At 72.7% G+C, this 20,614-nt stretch carries 11 protein-coding genes and 1 rRNA gene (1 of these 12 only partly in view); 10 read left to right on the top strand and 2 right to left on the bottom strand.

All coding sequences use genetic code 11. From position 1 onward, the window contains the following. Positions 1–23 precede the first annotated feature (23 nt). Positions 24–2,126: a prolyl oligopeptidase family serine peptidase gene (locus HBB12_RS17565; protein ID WP_236990520.1), complete on the bottom strand. Its 2,103-nt coding sequence runs from the start codon at positions 2,124–2,126 to the stop codon at positions 24–26. Positions 2,127–2,303: 177 nt separating this feature from the next. Between HBB12_RS17565 and HBB12_RS17560 the strand changes: the two genes are divergently transcribed. Continuing rightward, the gene (locus tag HBB12_RS17560; protein ID WP_236990519.1) at positions 2,304–3,470 is read left to right on the top strand and encodes a ceramide glucosyltransferase; all 1,167 of its coding nucleotides are present in this window, start codon (positions 2,304–2,306) and stop codon (positions 3,468–3,470) included. Between the two features lie 671 nt (positions 3,471–4,141). Here the strand turns inward: HBB12_RS17560 and HBB12_RS17555 are convergent. Continuing rightward, the gene (locus HBB12_RS17555; RefSeq protein ID WP_236990518.1) at positions 4,142–4,534 is read right to left on the bottom strand and encodes a PilZ domain-containing protein; all 393 of its coding nucleotides are present in this window, start codon (positions 4,532–4,534) and stop codon (positions 4,142–4,144) included. 276 nt (positions 4,535–4,810) lie between these two features. On the opposite strand from HBB12_RS17555, the gene HBB12_RS17550 reads away from it, so the two are divergent. From HBB12_RS17550 to HBB12_RS17510, 9 genes are all read left to right on the top strand, one after another. Continuing rightward, positions 4,811–7,528, top strand: a complete 2,718-nt coding sequence (locus HBB12_RS17550; protein ID WP_236990517.1) for a PAS domain-containing hybrid sensor histidine kinase/response regulator — start codon at positions 4,811–4,813, stop codon at positions 7,526–7,528. 658 nt (positions 7,529–8,186) lie between these two features. Continuing rightward, complete coding sequence (bcsS, locus tag HBB12_RS17545; protein ID WP_236990516.1) at positions 8,187–8,942, top strand: cellulose biosynthesis protein BcsS; 756 nt, start codon at positions 8,187–8,189, stop codon at positions 8,940–8,942. Position 8,943: 1 nt separating this feature from the next. Next, positions 8,944–11,805 (top strand): UDP-forming cellulose synthase catalytic subunit, encoded by a 2,862-nt coding sequence (gene bcsA, locus HBB12_RS17540; RefSeq protein WP_336886938.1) that lies wholly within the window; start codon positions 8,944–8,946, stop codon positions 11,803–11,805. 13 nt (positions 11,806–11,818) lie between these two features. Beyond that, on the top strand, positions 11,819–14,017 hold the full coding sequence (locus HBB12_RS17535; protein WP_236990515.1) for a cellulose biosynthesis cyclic di-GMP-binding regulatory protein BcsB: 2,199 nt from the start codon (positions 11,819–11,821) through the stop codon (positions 14,015–14,017). A 26-nt stretch (positions 14,018–14,043) separates the two neighbouring features. Next, positions 14,044–15,072, top strand: coding sequence for a family 8 glycosyl hydrolase (locus HBB12_RS17530; RefSeq protein WP_236992815.1), 1,029 nt, complete (start codon positions 14,044–14,046; stop codon positions 15,070–15,072). Then, complete coding sequence (locus HBB12_RS17525) at positions 15,057–16,871, top strand: hypothetical protein (RefSeq protein ID WP_236990514.1); 1,815 nt, start codon at positions 15,057–15,059, stop codon at positions 16,869–16,871. The genes HBB12_RS17530 and HBB12_RS17525 overlap by 16 nt, the downstream gene beginning before the upstream one ends. Next, on the top strand, positions 16,868–17,776 hold the full coding sequence (bcsN, locus tag HBB12_RS17520) for a cellulose biosynthesis protein BcsN (protein ID WP_236990513.1): 909 nt from the start codon (positions 16,868–16,870) through the stop codon (positions 17,774–17,776). Before HBB12_RS17525 ends, bcsN begins: the two co-directional genes overlap by 4 nt. 37 nt (positions 17,777–17,813) lie before the next feature. Next, positions 17,814–19,136 (top strand): response regulator, encoded by a 1,323-nt coding sequence (locus HBB12_RS17515; RefSeq protein ID WP_236990512.1) that lies wholly within the window; start codon positions 17,814–17,816, stop codon positions 19,134–19,136. Positions 19,137–19,528: 392 nt separating this feature from the next. Next, positions 19,529–20,614: ribosomal RNA gene (locus tag HBB12_RS17510) — 16S ribosomal RNA — on the top strand; it runs 398 nt beyond the window's last position.

The following is a 20,614-nucleotide window of genomic DNA, read 5'->3' as shown; positions in this document are numbered from 1 at the left end:
CGGGTTTTACTGCGCAGAAACCTTTATGTGCCCGCCACCTCCGGCTCCCAGCCGATCGCCCGGCGCAGGAAGGCGGCGCCCAAAGCCGCGAAGGCGGCGGTCTCGGCGCTGGTCTTGCCGTGGGAATGGCCGCCGGCCTCGGGCTCGTAGAAGCGGGCGGGATAGCCGAGCGCCTGGAGCTTCGCCGCCATCTTGCGGGCATGGCCCGGATGCACCCGGTCGTCGCGCCGGGTCGTGGCGATCAGGATCGGCGGGTAGGGCTTGCCGGCCTCGGCGACGTGGTAGGCCGAGATCTTCTGAAGGAACCCCCAGTCCGCCGGATCGTCCGGGTCGCCGTATTCGGCGATCCAGCTCGCCCCGGCCAGCAGCTTGGTGTAGCGCCGCATGTCGATCAGCGGCACGGTGCAGAACAGCGCGCCGAAGCGCTCCGGATAGCGCGTCAGCATGTTGGCGATGAGGAGCCCGCCATTCGAGCCGCCCTCGGCGGCGATGCGGTGAGGCCGGGTCACGCCACGGCGCACGAGGTCGGCGGCGACCGCCGCGAAATCGTCGTGGGTGAGCGCCTTGCCCTCGCGCCGGCCGGCCTCGTGCCAGCGGGTGCCGAACTCGCCGCCGCCGCGGATATTGGCCACCACCCGGGTGCCGCCCTTGGCGAGCCAGAGCCGGCCGAGCACCGCCGAGTAGCCGGCGAGGTTCGTGACCTGGAAGCCGCCATAGCCGGAGAGATGCACCGGCGCCTCGCCGGTCTCCCCCGGAGGGCCGGCCTGGACGTAGGGGATGCGCTCGCCGTCGCTCGACACCGCCTCGTGCCGGGTCACCACCATTCCGTCGGCCTCGAACAGGGCGGGGGCCTGCTTGAGGAGAGTGGGCGCGGCGAGGTCGGGCCGGGTGGTCAGCAGGGTCGAGGGCGTGACGGGGTCGTTGGCGGCCACCATCAGGTCGCCGTTCGATTCCTCCTCCTCGCCGTCCATCGACCAGACGCTGACGACGCCGAGTTCCGGCAGGCCGGCGACCCGGCTCTCGGCCCATCCGCCCGCCGAGGGGGTGAAGACCGGAAATACCGCCTTCAGGTCGTCGAGGATCGAGAGCACCAGATGCCCGCCGGTCCAGAAGAAGCCCTGCAGCGCCCGGCGCGGCCCGGGGGTGAACAGAACCTGGAAGCCACGGTCCCCGGCCAGGAAGGCATCGAGGCCGATGCCGAGCACGCTGTCGGCGGGATGGGTCGTGCCGCCCACCTCCCACGGGGTGCGGGTCCGGATCGCCAGAAACCCCCGGTGCCAGTGGGCATCGGCATCGGTCGGGATGTCGAGGCGGGTCTTCGGGCCGGAGCGGTCGCCGAGGCTGACCGTGCCGTCGAAGAAGCCGGTGCGCTCGGCAAAGACCAGGCGCTCGGGGCTGGCCTCCCGGTCCGGATAGCCGTAGGCGACCATGCTGGTCGGACCGGCGGAGAAGATCACCGGGGCGTCGAGCGGATCGGTGCCGCGCCGCCACAGCCGCACGGTGCGGGCATAGCCCGACGGCGTCGCGTGCTCGGGGCCGCCCAGCGGAGAGGCCAGCAGCAGCGTGTCGGGATCGAGCCAGACCGGGATGCTTTTCGCCTCCGGCAGCGTGAAGCCGCCCTCGACGAAGCGGCGGGTCGTCAGATCGAACTCGCGCACCAGTGTCGCGTCGCCGCCGCCGCGGGAGAGCTGGATCAGCGCCCGCGCGTGGCCGGGCGGCAGGCTCGCGGCGCCGCTCCACACCCAGTCCTCGCCCTCGTCGCGGGCGAGCGCGTCGAGGTCGAGGAGCACGTCCCAGGCCGGCTCAGGCGTGCGGTACTCGTCTTGCGTGGTGCGCCGCCACAGGCCGCGGGGATGCCCGGCATCCTGCCACAGGTTGTAGAGGAGGCCGCCGCGCCGGGTGACGCCCGGGATCTTGTCCGGCCGGTCGAGGGCGGCCTTCAGCCCGTCGCGGTCGGCGGCGTAGCGGCCATCGGCATAGGCCGCCAGCGTGTCGGCGTTCTGCGCCTCGACCCAGGCGAGCGCCCGCTCCCCGTCGATCTCCTCGAGCCACAGATGCGGATCGTCGTCGGGCGCCCCGAGGGTCGGGCGGGGATCGGGGGTCGGCGCGTTGGGGGGCAGGGACATGCCGGGCTCGTCGGTTCTTCGGTTGCGCGAGGATGTAGCCTGGCCGGGGCCCGGGTCCAGGGTGATGCCGTGAGGGAACACCGCGCCCGGGAGCGCTTCACCGTCATACGGTTGCAACAGCCCGCCTGTTTGAGGGGAGGACAGGGCGCGGGTCGGCACCGGCCCGGGAGGATCCGCATGACCGGTACCGGCATCGCCGCCATCATCTGCCTCGCCCTCACGCTGATCAACCTCGCGAGCCTCGCGATCGCGCTGCGCCGCCTCGGCCACAGGGACTTGGGCCGGCCGGATCCGGCCTCCGCCGGGCTGGAGGAGGCTCCGGTCACGGTGGTGCGGCCGGTCTGCGGCCTCGAGACCTACAGCGAGGAGACCCTGGGCTCGGGCTTTCGCCTCGCCTATCCGCGCTACGAGCTGATCTTCTGCGTCGCCCGCGCCACCGACCCGATCGTGCCGCTCGTCGAGCGCCTGATCGCGATGCATCCGGGCGTGCCGGCACGGCTGATCGTCGGCGACGAGCGGGTGAGCGACAACCCGAAGCTCAACAACTGCATCCGCGGCTGGGAGGCGGCGCGCCACGACTGGGTCATCCTGGCCGATTCGAACGTCTTGATGCCGCCGGATTACATCCAGCGCCTGCGCGCCGCCTGGCGGCCGAAGACCGGACTCGTCTGCTCGACCCCGGTCGGCACCCGGCCCGGCAGCTTCTGGGCCGAAGTCGAGTGCACCTTCCTCAACACCCTGCAGGCGCGCTGGCAATATGTCGGCGAGGCGCTCGGCCTCGGCTTCGCGCAAGGCAAGAGCATGCTCTGGTACCGCCCGCTGCTCGACGCGCAGGGCGGCATCCGGGCGCTCGGTGCCGAGATCGCCGAGGACGCCGCCGCCACCAAGCTGGTGCGGGCGATGGGCCGGCAGGTCCATCTCGTCGCCTCGCCCTTCGCCCAGCCGCTCGGGCCCCGCCGCGCCGCCGAGGTGTGGTCGCGCCAGCTGCGCTGGGCGCGCCTGCGCCGGGTCACCTTCCCGTTGTTCTTCGCCCCCGAGATCGGCACCGGCGCGGTGATCCCGATGCTGGCCGCCTATCCGGCGGCGGGCGGCGACCTCGCGGGCCTGGCGGCGATGATCGGAACCGCCATCGTGTGGTACGGCGCCGAGTGGCGGCTCGCCGCGCGCAACGGCTGGCCGCGCTCCTGGCGCTGGCCGCTCGCCTGCCTCGCCCGCGACCTCCTGTTCATCCCGATCTGGCTCGCCGCCTGGGTCGCCCGCGACATCGTCTGGCGCGGCAACGCCATGGACATCCGCACCAAGCCCGCACGCCTCGGCGCCGACGCCCCGGCGGCGGTTCCATGACCGCTTGACGGCGGGCACGGACGGGATCACCCTCACTCGCAGCTCTCCCGCTTTCGCCGGGAGGGCTGAGACCGATGGAGGGAGGCATGACGCCACCCATGACACGGGCCGCGACGATCGCCCCGGCACCCGTTCGGGTCGAGGCGTAGCGGCATCTCGACGAATGACGGGATGGAGGCGGCCCCATGGGGCGGTGAAGCCACTCCTCCGCGAGTGCGCCTTCCGGTGACCGATGAGCCCCGATTTCGGCCGCTTCCGTTCTGCTCCAGCTGGCTAATGCCGAACTGTTCAGCGGCGCTCGGCAAAAGCCCTTGTGTTGACTGAGGATGTTTTTATTCCAGTCCGCGCATTTAAGGGTCTGTTTGAGCGGATTGATCTCCCGAGAAACGAGAGCGAATACGAGATATCCTGCCTTTCACCCCGTCCTGAGGTGTCGGCGATCGGAGATCGCACACGATCGAAGATCGACTGACCTCGCAGGAGGGCTCCAGAAGCCTCCATGATCCCTGGAGCCCTCCTTCGAGGCTCCCGTCTGTCGCACCTCAGATCGAGATGAGCGGGTGGGAGGATCCCATTCATCGCAAGGGTTTGCGGGAAAATCCTGCGCAACCCGGCTCTCAGGGTCAGGTCACGGATGGGATGGATCGTCGAGAGCCTCCCGAACGCCGCCCTCACATCCCCGGCGCCGTCCAGATCCGGGTCAGCCGCGCCAGGCGCACCAGGGCGGTCTGGAAGCGCTCGGGCGTCTCCCCGACCCGCGCATGGATCCCGAGTGCGCTCAGGCTGACGACGCGGGCCTCGACCTCGCCGATCGTCGCCGCCTCGACCCGGATCACGGCGCCCGGGACGAGCGCCGCCGCCTCCACCGGCGCCAGCAGCAGGCCGCCGCGGCTGAGGTTCAGGATCTCGGTGCGGTGGCTCCGGCCGCCATGGCGCAGCCGCGCCGACAGGGTCACGGGAAAGCGCCGGTCGCGCCGCCGCTCGCTGCCGAGCTGCGTCTCGGCGGCGATGGCCGTCGCCGAGGAAGCCGAACCGATCTGTGGCGTGAGGGACGTGAGGTTCATGCCCGTTTTGATCGCAGAGATAGGTTAAGTCCCGTTTAATGAATTGATGATTAACTATCATCTGACAATTTTTCGTTCTTTCCTCGAGACCGCTCACACCATGACGAAGGCTCCCGATGCAGGCATGCACCCGGTGGTTGTCTGTGCGCGGAGGGCGGCGCACGGCGCGGGGACAGACGATCGTCTTGGATATGCGGGGCGTTGCGGCGTGACACTCGGGGGCAGGAAACTCGCGGGCAGGACGGCCGTGGCGAGCACGGTTCGGGGCATCGCACCGTGAGCGGGGCGCGGTCCGGCTGGCGCTCCGCCCTGGCGCGGTTGTTCGGGTGCGGGGCGGCGGGGCGGCGGCTCGCCGGGTGCCCGGACCTCGTCGCCGAGATCGACGGCGCGGGCCGGCTCGTCTCCGCCTCCCCGGCGAGCCGGGCGCTGACGGGCCGCGCGCCCGAGACGCTCGCGGGCCTCGCCCTGGCGGAACTGGTCCATCCCGAAGACCGGGCCGGTGTGGCGGCCCTGCTCGCCGGCGGCGGCGCCCTGGTGCACCGCCTGTCCCATGCCGACGGGCGCTGGATCTGGGTCGAGACCCAGCTGTCGGCGCAAGGACCGCCCTACATCGCGTCGATCCGCGACGCGGCCGCGCGCCACGACGCGGAAGCCTCGCTCCGCGCGAGCCGGGCGCATTACCGGGCGCTCGCCGATACGCTGCCCCAGCTCGTCTGGATGGAGCGCACCGATACCGGCGACACGGTCTATGCCAACCCGGCCTTCGAGCGCTATTTCGGCGCGATCGGCCATGGGCGGGCTGCGCGGCAGGAGCGCTACCACCCGGACGACCGGCCGCGGATCGAGGCGGCCCTCCAGGGGGTTCCGGCCGAGGGCGGCAGCGGCGAGGCACAGGGGCGCCTGCGCGACCGCGACGGCGCCTATCGCTGGCACCAGCTCTCGTTCCAGCCCCTGCGCAAGGACGATGCGCTCCTCGGCTGGCTCGGCTCGGCCCTCGACATCGACGAGATCCTGGCCGCCCGCAAGGCGCTGGAGGAGACCGGCGACCTCCTGCGCCTCGCCCAGGAGGCCGCGGGGGCGGGCTTGTTCGACCTCGACCTCGTCACCCGCGAGGTGACGCTGGCGCCGGAGAGCGCGCGGCTGCACGGCCTGCCCGGCGACCGCCCGGCGGTGATCGCGCTCGGCGCCTGGCTGCGGCGGCTCACGCCGGGAGACCGCAAGCCGGCGCTCGCGGCGCTCCGCGGGGCGATCGTCGGCGGCGGCACCTTCGACGTCGCGTTCCGGGTCCGGCTGCCCGATGGCGGCCAGCGCTGGATCCAGGCGATCGGCCGGCTCTGCCACGACCGGGACGGCCGGGCCCTGCGGGTGACCGGCCTCAACCTCGACATCTCGGCCCGCAAGGATGCCGAGGCCGGGCTCGTCGCCGCCAAGGCGGCCGCCGAGGCCGCGAAGGCCGCCGCCGAGCGGGCGAACGCCGCCAAGACCGATTTCCTCTCGGCGATGAGCCACGAGATCCGCACGCCGTTGAACGCGGTCATCGGCTTCACCGGCCTGCTGGCGCAGGCCGACGGTCTGGAGCCGGAGCTGCGGCGCTATGCGGGGCTTGCCCGCGCCTCGGCCGGGGGGCTGCTCACGCTCGTCAACGACATCCTCGATTTCTCCTCCGTCGAGGCCGGGGCGGTCGCCTTGCGCGGCGAGCCCTTCGCGATCGAGGCCCTGGCGGAGGGCTGCCTCGGCGTGGTCGGGGCGGCGGCGGCCGAGAAGACGCTCGACGTGACGAGCGCCATCGATGCGAGCCTGCCGCGCCGCCTCGTCGGCGACGAGGCGCGCCTGCGCCAGATCCTCCTCAACCTCCTCAACAACGCGGTGAAGTTCACCCCCCGCGGCAGCGTCGCCCTGTCCTTGCGCCACGAGGGCAGCGGCCGGGCCGGCGAGCGGATCCGCTTCTCCGTCGCCGATACCGGCATCGGCATCCCGGCCGACAAGCAGAGCCGGCTGTTCGAGCGCTTCTCGCAGGTCGACAGCTCGATCCGCCGCGATTACGGCGGCACCGGCCTCGGGCTCGCCATCAGCCGCCGCCTCGTCGAGGCGATGGGCGGCGAGATCGGGGTGATCTCGCAGGCCGGCCGCGGCGCCACCTTCTGGTTCACCCTGACCCTGCCCCGCGCCGAGGACCAGGCGCCGCCGGAGGCCCGCGCCGCCGCCCAGCCGAGCCGCACCGGCCGCATCCTCCTCGTCGAGGATATCGAGGTGAACCGGGAACTGGCCTGCCTGATGCTGCGCAAGGCCGGCCACAGCGTCGACGTCGCCACCGACGGGTTCCAGGCGGTGCGGGCGGTCGAGGCCGGGGCCTACGACCTCGTGCTGATGGACGTGCAGATGCCGGGCCTCGACGGCACCATGGCGACCCGGCTGATCCGCTGCCTGCCCGGTCAGGCCGGGCGGGTGCCGGTGATCGCCATGACCGCCAACGTCCTGCCGGACCAGGTCCAGTCGTTTCGCGCGGCCGGGATGGACGACCATCTCGGCAAGCCCTTCGCGCCGGCCGAGCTCACCGCGCTCCTCGCCCGCTGGCTCGATCGCGCGCCGCCCGCCGAGGACGAGCCGGCCCTGCTCGACCAGGCGCTCTATGACGGCGTGTGCGCCTTCCTGCCGCCGGAAGCGGTGCGCCGCCTGCTGGGCCACCTCGCCGAGCAGGTCACCGGGGCGCTCGCCGGGGAGGGGACGGAAGCCGCCGGCCGGGGGCGGCTGCGCTTCGAGGCCCACGGCCTCGTCTCGGCGGCGGGCATGCTCGGCTTCGCCGCCCTGTCCCGGGCCTGCGCCGAACTCGAGGCCTGCACCGAGGACGAGGTCGCGCGCGATCCCTCCGCCTTCCCGATGACGCTCGCTCGGGCTCGGGCCCGGTGCACCGCGGCGGCCTTCGAGACCCGTCGCCTGATCGCCGGGCTGGAGGAGGCTCCCCCTGCACCGGCCAGCCTCGGCCGGACGGCTTAGGGCAGGGGGCGGGGAGGGGCCCGGTCGATCCCGGCGGCCTGAACCGGCTCCGCGAAGATCAGGTCGTCTCCGGAGACACGACTCGGAAATAAAGCGCCGCTCCCCGCGGTTAAATCAGAGGGCGGACGCACACTTCGCCTCTGAAGGCCAACTCCTTGTAAAGGCGAGCGCCTTCCCCTCCCCCTTGTGGGGAGGGGCAGGGGTGGGGGTGGTGCCGCGTAGAGCGCGAGCTTCATCCGGCACCACCCCCACCTCCAACTCCTCCCCACAACTTGCAGCGATACCGGGCAAGCCCGGGATCGCCTGGGGAGGAGAGGCGCGCTGCCTCATCGAGGGGACTCCACTCACTGAGGGGGAAAGCACCAGGGCGTGGACGTGTGAATACGATCAAGCATACGCGAGGTGGGATCTCGCGATTGTCCGGAACGCTGCGAAGGCCAGCGGAAATCGCGTCCACCGCGGCCCCCGCCTATCCCGGCGCGCTTGTGGACACGGGTCGCCGGCGGGCTTGACGGGCCCTCCGGCAAGTCTGTTCCAGCGAAAATCGTCCTGAAGGACGTAAGACTTAATCGCACGGGATGCCGCCCGTTCCGGCAAGGTCCGCTTAAGGATGCGGGCCCGATCCTGCCCGTGTTGCTGGGTCAGGTAGCGTATCGACATGCACCGCAATCTCGCCCGCGTCGTTCACCGGCGCGGCCCGTTTCCGCGCGTCCTCTCCGGATGCTGTCTCGTCCTGGCGGTGTCCGGCCGGCCGGCGTTCGCGGCCGACTGGTATACCGGCACCGAGCCGGCGAGCCCGCAGGAGGCCTGGATCGTCTCTGTCGACACCTCGGCGACCGTGAGTTCTCAAGGCTCGCAATTCGCCGGCGCCACCGCGACCGCGGCGCCGTCCGGCACCCTCCTCGCCAGCGGCCTGCGCCTGCGGGCGGACACGACGATCGGCTCGTACCGGGCCGGAAACGGGCTCGGCCAGCAGGCGGAGGTCGCGGCGATGCTCGGCTACGGCTGGGTCTGGCCGGAGGCGGTGTTGTCGGCCTTCGTCGGCCTCAACGTGCGCCGCAACGAGGTGCCGGGGCTCGAGGCGAGCGTGCGCAACGCCGGCGGCCTCAAGGCCGCCCTCGACCTCTATGCCCGGCCGACCCCCGGCACGATGGTGCACGCCACCGGCACCTATTCCAGCACCTTCAACGCCTATTACGGCCGCCTGCGCGGCGGCGTCGCGGTGATGGGCGGGTTCCTCGGGCCCGAGGTCGCGCTGCTGGGCGACGATTACTACCGGCAATGGCGGATCGGCGCCCATTGGAGCGGGTTCCAGTTCGGCGCGCTCCAGTTCGGCGTCGCCGCCGGCTACCTGCACGACCAGACCCGCAAGGGCGGCCTCTACACCACGGTCGACATGCGGGCGGGTTTTTGAGATGGCCGCCTTGCGCTGGATCGCCTGGGGGCTCTCGGCCCTCCTCACAATCGGGTTCCTCGTCCAGCCGGTCGGCCCGGAGGCGCAGACCTGGCTTTGCGCCGCATCGTGCGCCGGCATGGCCGCCCTGTGGCTGCTGGCGCCGCGGCGCGGCCTGCCCCGCCTCGCCTTCCTGGCGCTCGGCAGCCTGGTGGTGATCCGCTACGTCTACTGGCGCCTCACCGGCACGCTGCCGTCCCTCGACGATCCCGTCGGCCTCGGTTTCGGCCTGCTGCTGCTCGCCGCCGAGCTCTACTGCGTGCTGATCCTGGCGGTCAGCCTGGTGGTCAATGCCGATCCCCTGGTGCGCGCCCCCGTCGCGCTGCCGCCCGCCGCGGACCTGCCCGCCGTCGACGTGCTGATCCCGAGCTACAACGAGCCGACCGAACTGCTGGCCGTGACCCTCGCGGCGGCGCTCAACCTCGATTATCCGGCCGGCAAGCTCACGATCTGGCTCCTCGACGACGGCGGCACCGACCAGAAATGCGCCGATCCGGACCCCGCCAAGGCCAAGGCCGCCCAGGACCGGCGGGCCGAGCTGCAGGCGCTCTGCCGTGAACTCGGCGCCCGCTACCTGACGCGCGCGCGCAACGAGCACGCCAAGGCCGGCAACCTCAACAACGGGCTCTCCGCCTCGCGCGCCGAGATCGTGCTGGTGCTGGATGCCGACCATGCACCGTTCCGCTCGTTCCTCGCCGAGACGATCGGGCTGTTCGCGCAGGATCCGAACCTCTTTCTGGTCCAGACCCCGCACGTCTTCCTCAATCCCGACCCGATCGAGCGCAACTTGCGCACCTTCGCCCGCATGCCGTCCGAGAACGAGATGTTCTACGGCGTGACCCAGACCGGGCTCGACAAGTGGAACGGCTCGTTCTTCTGCGGCTCGGCGGCGCTGCTGCGGAGGCGGGCCCTCGACGCCGTCGGGGGATTTTCCGGCATCACCATCACGGAGGATTGCGAGACCGCCCTCGACCTGCACGGCAAGGGCTGGACCAGCGCTTATGTCGGCCAGCCGCTGATCGCCGGACTCCAGCCCGAGAGCCTGGCCGATTTCATCGTCCAGCGCGGCCGCTGGTGCCAGGGCATGATCCAGATCCTGATGCTCAAGAACCCGCTGACCAAGCGGGGTTTGCGTCCGATCCAGAAGCTCGCCTACCTGTCGAGCATGACGTTCTGGTTCTTCCCGCTGCCGCGGCTGATCTTCATGCTCGCGCCGCTCCTGCACATCTTCTTCGACGTCAAGATCTTCGTCTCGTCGGTGGACGAGGCCCTGGCCTATACGGCGACCTACATCGTCGCCAACCTGATGATTCAGAACTACCTGTACGGCCACGTGCGCTGGCCGTTCGTCTCGGAACTCTACGAGTACGTCCAGGGCGTGTTCCTCGTCCGCTCGATCGCCTCGGTGATCCTGTCGCCCCGGCGCCCGAGCTTCTCGGTCACCGCCAAGGGCGCCGGCCTCGACCGCGACCACCTCTCCGCCCTGGCCTGGCCGTTCTTCGCGATCTTCGCAGCCCTCGCGGCCGGCTGCGGCATGGCGGCGTGGCGCTACCTCTACGAGCCCGGCGTCACCGGCCTGATGCTGGTCGTCGGGCTGTGGTGCGGGTTCAACCTGGTGATCGCCGGCGTCGGCCTCGGCGTCGTCGCCGAGCGGCGCCAGGACGAGCGCGTCCCGAGCCTGCCGGTCGGCCGGCCGGCCCTGGCGGCGATCGGGGATGGGCAAGGATCCGTTCGGATCCCCGTGACGATCGAGCGGATGAGCGCCGAGGCCGCGACCCTGCGCCGGACCGACGGCGCGCCCTGGCCGGCGATGGCGGAGGGCGGCCTCCTGCACGCCGCGGCGGGACCGGCCTTGCGCTTCACCCTCCGGGCTGCACCGGCGCCGGACCTGCGGGTCGTCGCCTTCGCGCCCCTCGCGCCTGCGCAGTACCACACCGTGGCGGGGCTGATGTACGGCGATGCCGGCGCCCTGCGCGCCTTTCTCGCGGGCCGCCGGCGCCACCGCGACCTCGTCACCGGCAGCTTGCGCTTCCTCGCCTGGGGCATCGCCGAGCCGGCGCGGGCCCTGTCCTATGTCGGCAGGTCGCGCCGCTCGGTCCTGCCGGCGCCCGCGCCGGAGACGACGGCTCTCGCGATCGACAGCCTGCCCGGGATCCTGCCTGGGATCTTGCCCGGGATCCTGGCCGGGATTCCGGAGGCCGCCGCGCTGCCGCTTCGGCCCGCCGCCGAGCCGGCCCCGCAGGTGATCCTCGCCGACGAGATCGCCCGCGAGCGGCCGAGCGTCGCGCAGACCCCCGCCATGCCTGCCCCCGCCATGCCTGCCCCCGCGATGCCTGGCCCCGCCGCCGCCTTGCCCGTGCCGGTCGCCGCCGCGCCTCCGGTGGAGGTCCCCTCGAAGGCCCTCCTGAAGGCCGCCCTGGAAGCACTTCCGGACGCTCCCGTCGAAACGACCTCGGACGTGTCCTCGGAGCCCCCCATGGTCGTCCTGCGCGCGCCGACTCCCGCTCCGGTGCCGGTCCGGGTCGAGGCGCCGGTCAATCCCCCGGTCGCCCCCGTATCCGCGGCTCCGGTCGACGAGGCGGTCTGGCGGATGGCGATCTGCGACCTCCTCGCCGCCGCGCCCGCCTCCGGCGAGGCCTCGGCTCCCGGCGCGCTCGACCCGACGGAATGGGCCGAGAGCATCCGGGCGCTCGCCGGCACCGGAGCCGCCCCGGTCCCGATCGCGCCGCCGCGCCGCATGAATCCCCTCGACCTCGCCACGACTGCCGGTCTCCGCGACACCCTCGCGGCCCCGCGCGACGCGGCCTCCCGCAGCGCTGCCTGAGGAGATCGTTCGGATGCGCCGCCTCCTCGTCGCCACCGTCGCCGTCCTGTGCGGCATGCCCGCTTCGGCCCAGACCTTCTCGGGCTTCGGCCCGACGCCCACCATGGTGCTGCCGGGCACGGTTCCGCCGGTTCCGGCGGCCCCCGCACCGAAGGGCCCGGCCCTGCGCCGCCTCCCCGCCGTCGCAGGCCCTTTGCGGCTCTGGGGCGAGACCGGCACCGTCACCTGGCCGCTCTTCGTCACCACCGCGGAGGCGCGGGCGGGCGGCCGGTTCCAGCTCGGCTACCTCTCGGCGATCTCCGTCCTGCCGGAGGCCTCGACCCTGCGCGTCGTCCTCAACGGCGCCGAGATCGGCCACACCGCGATCGACGGCGTCCGGGGCCTGCGGCTCGAGACCATGACGATCCCGCCCGGCGCCCTGCGCGCCGGCTTCAACGCCGTGACGATCGCGGTCGACCAGCGCCACCGCGTCGATTGCTCGGTGCCGGCGACCTACGAGCTGTGGACCCAGATCGACCCCGACACGACCGGCCTCGTGGCGTCGGGGGACGGCATCGGCGACCTCGCCGATCTCGCCGCCACCCGGCCGGGGCCGGACGGCGCCGTGCCGATCCGCCTGATCCAGACCGGCGAGCGCCTGTCGGAGCGCCGGGTGGAAGGCCTCCTCGCCGGGGCCCAGGCCCTGGCGCTGGCCGGCCGGTTCGCCCAGCCCGCCGTCTCCTTCGCGCCGGCGCCCGAATCCGGCGACGGAATCGCCCTGGCGGTGGCGCCTGCGGCCGAGCTCGCCCGCAGCCTCGACATCGCCTCCCTCGGCCCCGTCACCGGTCCGCGCCTCGCGCTCCTGCCGGGCCGGCCCGATCGTCGCCCGGTCGTCGTCGTCACCGGACCCGGCGAGGCCGACGTGACGGCGGCCCTGGCCCAACTCGGCGAACTCGCCGCGGCACCGCCACGGGGCACGCCACAGGGCCTCGACGCCTTACGCGACGCGAACGGCCGGCCGATCACCGGGGGCGAGAGCCTGGCGCTCGCCGATCTCGGCCTCGATGACGTGGTGGTCGGCGGGCGGACCGCCCAGCTCACCCTCGATCTCGCCCTGCCGCACGATCTGCTGGCCGCCGACTACGCCAAGATCGCCCTCGACCTCGACGCCACCTATCCGGCCGGCCTCGCGCCCGGCGCGCAGGTCAGCGTGGCGATCAACGGCGAGGCGGCGGGCAGCGTCCCCCTCGGCAAGGCCGGCGGCGAGACGTTGCACCGGCGCCGGGTCTTCCTGCCCCTGCGCCTGCTGCGCCCGGGGTCCAACCGGATCACCCTGCTGGCCGAACTGCCCCGGGCCGACGACCGCGCCTGCGCCGGCCCGGGCGGCCCCCGCCTGACCTTGCGCGCCAGCACCCGGCTCACCATCCCCGACCTCGCCCGGATCGCCCGCCAGCCGGAGCTTGCGGCCACGGCAGCGGCCGGCTTCCCGTACCGGGCGGGAAGCGAGGGCCGCGCCCCGACCTTGTCCGTGCCCGCCCCCGACCGCGACACCATGGCGGCGGCCGCCACCCTGGCGACGCGCCTCGGCGTGGCGGCGGGCCGGCCGATCCCCTTCGCCTTCGCGGCCGGGCGCAGCGGCGTGGTCGGGCCGACCGTGATGGTGGCGGCCCTGCGCAGCCTCGACGCGCCGCTCCTGACGGCCGCCGGCCTCGACCCGCAGGTTCTGCGCGACGCATGGATGCGACGGGACGATGGAGCCCCGAATCCCGCGCCGGAGGCGAGCCCGATCGTGCGCCGCCAGCTCCTGCGCCGCGGCGGCATCCCGGGCTGCCGCGCGACGGCGACCGCGGCGCTCGGCCTGCCCGAGGCCGCCCTCGTCCTCGCCCAAGGGGTGACCGGGCCGGCGCCGGACGACGTGCTGACCCTCGTCACCGCCCCGAGCCCGGCCGCCTTGAGCGAGGCGACCGCCTGCCTCGTCCAGCCCCTGGTCTGGAGCCGGCCCCGCGGCGGCGTCGCCCTGCTGGCGCCGGACGGCGCGGTCGCGGTGCAGGGTCCCGGGAGCCCCCGCTACGTCGCCACCGCCCCGGCCTCGTTCGGCAACCTGCGCCGCATCGCCGCCGGCTGGCTCTCCCTCAACCGCGAGGTCTACGCCCTGATGGCGCTCGCCTGCGCCGGGCTGCTGGCCGCCTCGACCCACCAGCTGGTGCGCAACCTCGGCAGGAAGACGTCATGAGGACCGTCGCGATCCTCCTCGCGCTCATGGCCCTCTGCACCGGCGCCGCGGCCCAGGCCCCGCCGCTCGCCGACCATGACGGCTGGCGCGCCTACAAGGCCCGCTTCGTCACCGAAGCCGGCCGGGTGGTCGATACCGGCAACGGCGGCATCAGCCACAGCGAGGGCCAGGGCTACGGCATGCTGCTCGCCGCTCTCGCGGGCGACCGCGCCACCTTCGAGCGGATCTGGACCTGGACCCGCGCCAACCTGATGGTGCGCGACGACCAGCTCCTCGCCTGGCGCTGGGAGCCCGACCGGCGCCCGGCCGTCGCCGACATGAACGACGCCGCCGACGGCGAACTCCTGGTCGCCTGGGCGCTCGCCGAGGCGGTGACGCTCTGGAACGATCCCTCGCACCGGGTCGCCGGCCGGCGCATCGCGGTCGAGCTCGGCCGCAAGCTGATCCTGCCGCGGGCCGCCCACGGGCCGCTGCTCCTGCCCGGCGTGGCCGGGTTCTCCGCCGAGGACCGTCCCGACGGCCCGGTGGTCAACCTGTCCTACTGGATCTTCCCGGCCTTCGACCGGATGCCGCTCCTGGCGCCTGAATTCGACTGGGCCGGGCTCGACCGCAGCGGCCGCCGGCTGCTCCGGGCCGCCCGGTTCGGGCCCGCCCGCCTGCCGAGCGAGTGGGTCTCCCTGGCGGAAGCCGCGCCGAGGCCCGCCGACGGCTTCGCGCCCGACTTCGCCTACAACGCTCTGCGCATCCCGCTCTACCTCGCCATGGCGGGCGCGACGGATGCCGAGCTCTACGCGCCCTTCCTCGCCCTCTGGCCGCGGCCGGATGCCGGCAACCTCCCCCTCGTCGACACGGGAAGCGGCAAGGTCACCGCCCGCCTCTCCGAGGCCGGCTACGGCGCCGTGCCGGCGCTCGCCGCCTGCGCCGCCCGCGGCACGCCGTTCCCGCCCTCGCTGACCCGGGTGCGGGCCGAGACCGAGCATTACTACCCGGCGACCCTGCAGCTCCTGGCGCTGGCCGCCCTCAAGACGAGGTATCCCGCATGCGCCCCGCGCTGATCCTCGCCCTCGCCCTCGGTGTCGCCGGGGCGACGCCCGCCACCGCCGCCGAGTCCCGGCCCGACGAGACGGCACTCCGCTATTACGCGTCCCAACGCCAGCCCGAGCGGGTCGCCGCCGAAACGGCTCGCCTGTCGCGCCGCTTCCCGGGCTGGACGCCGCCTGCCGACCTCTGGACCGCCGAGCCGGGCGCCGAGGACGAGGAGGCCTTCTGGGACCTCCTCAAGGACGGCCGCCTCGATGCCCTGAAGAAGGCGCTCACCGAGCGCGCCCGCACCGAGCCGGGCTGGACGCCCTCCGGAGCGCTCGTCGGCGCCATCGCCCGCCGCCTTTTGCGCGACGAGGTGCGGGCGCTCGTCAAGGCCGGGCGCTGGAGCGACCTCGCGGGCCTCGCCGACCGGCGGCGCCCGGAGATCGAATCGGGCGAGGCGGAGGTGGTCTGGAGCGCGGCCGAAGCGCTCGCCCGCGCCGACCGGGTGCCGGAGGCGATCGCATTGTTTACCCGGGCGCTCTCCGCTCCCGGTGCGGGCGCCGACGAGCGCCGGGCCGGCCTGCTGCGGGCGCTGCCGCTGCTGCCGATGGCCGAGATCGACCGGCTCGGCGCCAAAATCCCCGCCGACGACCTCGCGCCGATCCGCATCGACCTGATCCGTGCCCGTCTCTCGGCGGTGTTGCACGACGAGGCCGGCCAAGCCGTGAACCCTGCCGATCTCGCCGCCTTCCAGGCCTATGCCGAGGCGGCGCCCGATCCCGACCAGCCGGCTTTGGTGGCCTGGTACGCCTTCAAGCGCAGCGACTTGGCCGAGGCCCTGTCCTGGTTCAAGCGCGCCATCGCCCGGGGCGGCGACGCGATGGTGGCGCACGGCCTCGCCCATACCCTGCTGCGCCTCGGCCTGCGCCGGGAGGCGGAGGACGTGGCCTATGCCTGGCGCGAGCCGCTGGTGAACAACGCGCTCCTGTTCATCGACATCCTGGAGCGCGACCTGACCCGGGCGACCCCCCCGGCGATCGAGCCCGAGCGCCTGCGCCGCTACGCCGAAGTCACCGCCGCCACCGCCTCGGGCGAGGGCGCGCAGGCGCTCGCCTGGTACGCCTATAACACCTGCCAGTTCGACGCGGCCCTGGCCTGGTTCCGCCGCGCCGTGGCGTGGTACCCGAAGGAAGCGACCGTCTACGGCTACGCCCTGGCGCTTCAGCGGGCGGGCCAGCAGCGCGCCTTCGTCGACCTCGTCAACCGCTACGACGGGCTGTTTCCGCGGGTCGTCGGCCTCCTCTTCTCGCCCCGCTCCGACCGGCCCTCGCCCTGCGACGCCCCCGCGCCGCGCCCCGCGGAGACGGCGCCGCGCAGCGCCTATCTCGACCTCGCGCCCCGCGTCGAGAGGCCCGAGCCGCGCGGCCGCGTGCCCCAGCCCGACACCCTTGAGGCGCCGTCCGCCCCGGTCGTGCGCCGCAGCGATTTCCCGGTCGCGGTAGCGCCCGAGAACGAGCTGCGCGCCGCCCCCACCGGCAGCCCGTTCTCCGCCGTCGCCGTCGCGCCGTCCCGTCCCGCCGGCCGCCTGCCGACCACTGCGCGGCGCGTCCCGGGCGTCGGGCCGATGCCCTACGAGCGCTACGGCTTCTCGCTCCTGCCGGCCTGGACCGGCGAGACCGGCCCCAGCATCCCGAGCGCGGCCGAGCGTCCCGCCCCCCTCGGCAGCCTGTGGTCGGCGATGCAGGCGGTCCCGGCCGATCCGCCCGTCCTGCGCGACGTCGCCACCACCGGAGCCCTCCTTCCCCGCAACCGGAAGCCCCTGCCGTGATCCGCCCGCTCGCCCTCGCCGCCGTCACTGTCGCCCTGGGAGCCTGCACCGCGCAGGAGCGCGCCGCCGCGCCGCGTTTTTCCAGCCTCGACACCGCCTTTCCGGCCGCCTCGGTCCAGCGCCGGGCCACCCCGGTCGTCGTCCTGCCGGCCTGGATCGGGCGGCCCGTGGCGCTGCGCGAGCGCGACGGCGCCGGCGGGTTCGAGCAGGCGATCGCCTTCAGCGCCCCCTCGCATCGGGGCGGGCGCGACGACCTGGTGCTGGTCTCGTCTCCCAAGGAGGGCGCGCTCGACGCCGTCCTCGGCGGCAAACCGACCGAGGCCGGCATCCGCGCCGAACTGACCAGCGCGTTCCCCGGCCTGGCGATGCAGGTCGTCACCCGCCCCTCGGCCAACGCCTACGGCCCCTACGGCCTCGCCATCGGCCGCAACGGCGCGGCCCGCTGCCTCTATGCCTGGCAGTGGATCGCGGAGGCGCCGGTTCTCGCCGGCGGCGCGCCGGCGCCCCTGTCCTTGCGCCTGCGCCTGTGCCGGGACGGCGTGACCTTCGAGGCGATGGCTGCCGCCGTCACCGAGCTTCGCCTGGTGCCGCGCTTTTCCGGGGAGCCCGTGGCGGTGCCGGCCCGCGCCGCGCGCCGCCCGGCACGCCCGCACAAGGAAGCCGTCCACCGAGCCCGCCCGGCACCGGTCGCCGACGCGCCGGCCCCCGAGCCCGCACCGTCCGGGATGCGGTATCTCGGCGACGCGGCCGAGGGCGGCTCGGCCGCGATCGGCTTGGGGACCGCCGCAATGCGCGGCGTCCTCGCGGGGGCGGTCGAGACCCCGTCCCCGGCCCTCGCGAGCCTGCCCCCCGGCGCCGCGATCCTGCCGCCCGAAGCCACCCGCGGCCCGGCCCCGCGCCCGTGATCGACCCTGCCCTGATTGTGCCCGAGCGGAGTACCCGATGAGCCTGCGCCTTCTCGTGGTCGAGGACGATCCCGGCTTCCAGGACCTGGTCCGCGCCCTGTGCGAGCGCCGGGGCGACAGCGTCGACGTGGCCTCGGACGGTTTCCTCGGCCTGCGGCTCCTGAGCGAGCGCCGCCACGACGTGGTGATGATCGACTACCACCTGCCGGAAATGGACGGTTACGCCCTGGCGCGGCTGATGCGCGAGGTTTCCCGCCCGGAGGACAAGGTGCGGCTGATCGGCGTGACCGCCGACCGGCACGGCCTGGCCTCCCGGCGCGGCGCCGATGCCCGGTTCGACGCCATCCTGGTCAAGCCCCTCGACCCGGAGGCGCTCTACGCCGCCCTCGACCGGCTGACCCGCCCGGAGGAGGCGCCTCTCCCCGAGACCGGTGCCGATGCGGTGTGGCGCCGCTTCGGTTTGACTGGCCGGCCCCGCGCCCTGATCTGCCCGGCGCCCGGCCCCGCCGAGGCCGCAGCCTTCGCCCAGGCCTTCGTGCCGGTGACCCGCGCGACCGATGCCGACCTGATCCTCCTGAGCGGCGAGGCCGGGCTCCCGGGCTTGCGCGCCGCCCGGGCCGGGACATCGACCCGTCCGGTGCCGAGCGTCGACCTCACCGGGCGCCTGACGGGGGCCTGCGACGTGACCTTCCGGGTGGCTGAGCCGGCCTCCTGGGCCGCGGTGGCGGAGGCCTGCACCGGCTTTTCCGCCCGTCGCGCCGGGCTTACCCCCGCAGAAGCGCCGGCCGACCCCGCCGGCCATCTCCTGGCCCTGCTCCACGCCTCCGCACGCGACCTGCCGCTGGCGGGTGGGGAAGGAGGGCTGGCCTACGAGACCGGTTTGTCGCCTGCTGCCCTGATGGCTGCGGTGCTGACCCTCACCGAGGCGGGGGCGCTTGCCTGCCTGGCCTCCGGCAGCGGGGTAAGCGTGCGCCTGACCGAGGCCGGCAGCCGCGCGGCGACCGCCGGCCCCCTCAGCGATACACCCCGCCGCCCGTCCGAGCCCGCCCGCCCGCCGGTGCTCGACGCCCGCAAGACCGCCGAACTCACGCGGCTGATCGGCGAGGCGGAACTGCGCCGCCTGCGCGACCGGCTGATGGGCCAGCTCGCCACGGCCTTCGCGCCGCAGGCCGACCTCGCCGTCCTGGCGCACGAGGCCCACGTCATCGTGGCGATGGCCGGAAGCCTCGGCTTCGACGACCTGGCCGCCGCCTGCCGCGCGCTCGAAACCGCCATCACGGCCGGGACCGGCCTGCCCGACGCCGTGACCGAGGCCCGCCGGGCCGTCGCCCTGGCCCGCAGCCATTGCGCGGCCGCCTGAATTCAGCAGGGGAGGGGGATTTCTGTCGCGAGAGCTTCACAAACGGGTTGACGGGGGAAAATCCGGGGCCTATACGACCACCCATCGGCGCCGGCCGCTCCCGCGGACCGGCCGCTGAGCCATCTTCGAGACAGTCCGGGCCGGCGAGCCTGACCTTGGTCAGGCGCTGGTCCCGTTGTTGCCGATGATACCCCGGTTTCGATCGGGTCGCTCTTTGACAAGTGCATACGAGAAAGAGAAGCGTGGACGGCGTCGTCCCTGCGGATCCTGCCTTCGGGTGGGATCACGAGTAGGATGATGCTGGTCTGACGTTTCGGTGCTCACACGATTGGTGGAAACGCCGGTCGGTCGTGAGCCTCCGTTACTATTGTGATCAGCTTTGATCAGCTCTTCAACTTGAGAGTTTGATCCTGGCTCAGAGCGAACGCTGGCGGCAGGCTTAACACATGCAAGTCGAGCGGGCCCTTCGGGGTCAGCGGCAGACGGGTGAGTAACGCGTGGGAACGTGCCCTTCGGTTCGGAATAACTCAGGGAAACTTGAGCTAATACCGGATACGCCCTTTTGGGGAAAGGCTTGACTGCCGAAGGATCGGCCCGCGTCTGATTAGCTTGTTGGTGAGGTTACGGCTCACCAAGGCGACGATCAGTAGCTGGTCTGAGAGGATGATCAGCCACACTGGGACTGAGACACGGCCCAGACTCCTACGGGAGGCAGCAGTGGGGAATATTGGACAATGGGGGCAACCCTGATCCAGCCATGCCGCGTGAGTGATGACGGCCTTAGGGTTGTAAAGCTCTTTTCTCCGGGACGATAATGACGGTACCGGAGGAATAAGCCCCGGCTAACTTCGTGCCAGCAGCCGCGGTAATACGAAGGGGGCTAGCGTTGCTCGGAATCACTGGGCGTAAAGGGCGCGTAGGCGGCTGATTTAGTCGAGGGTGAAAGCCCGTGGCTCAACCACGGAATGGCCTTCGATACTGGTTGGCTTGAGACCGGAAGAGGACAGCGGAACTGCGAGTGTAGAGGTGAAATTCGTAGATATTCGCAAGAACACCAGTGGCGAAGGCGGCTGTCTGGTCCGGTTCTGACGCTGAGGCGCGAAAGCGTGGGGAGCAAACAGGATTAGATACCCTGGTAGTCCACGCTGTAAACGATGAATGCTAGCCGTTGGTCTGCATGCAGGTCAGTGGCGCCGCTAACGCATTAAGCATTCCGCCTGGGGAGTACGGTCGCAAGATTAAAACTCAAAGGAATTGACGGGGGCCCGCACAAGCGGTGGAGCATGTGGTTTAATTCGACGCAACGCGCAGAACCTTACCATCCCTTGACATGGCATGTTAGGCGGAGAGATCCGTTGTCCTCTTCGGAGGCGTGCACACAGGTGCTGCATGGCTGTCGTCAGCTCGTGTCGTGAGATGTTGGGTTAAGTCCCGCAACGAGCGCAACCCACGTCCCTAGTTGCCATCATTCAGTTGGG

The organism is Methylobacterium sp. SyP6R, assembly GCF_019216885.1.
In the GTDB taxonomy this organism is placed as follows: Bacteria; Pseudomonadota; Alphaproteobacteria; order Rhizobiales; family Beijerinckiaceae; genus Methylobacterium.
This window is presented reverse-complemented; position numbering and strand designations above follow the sequence as displayed.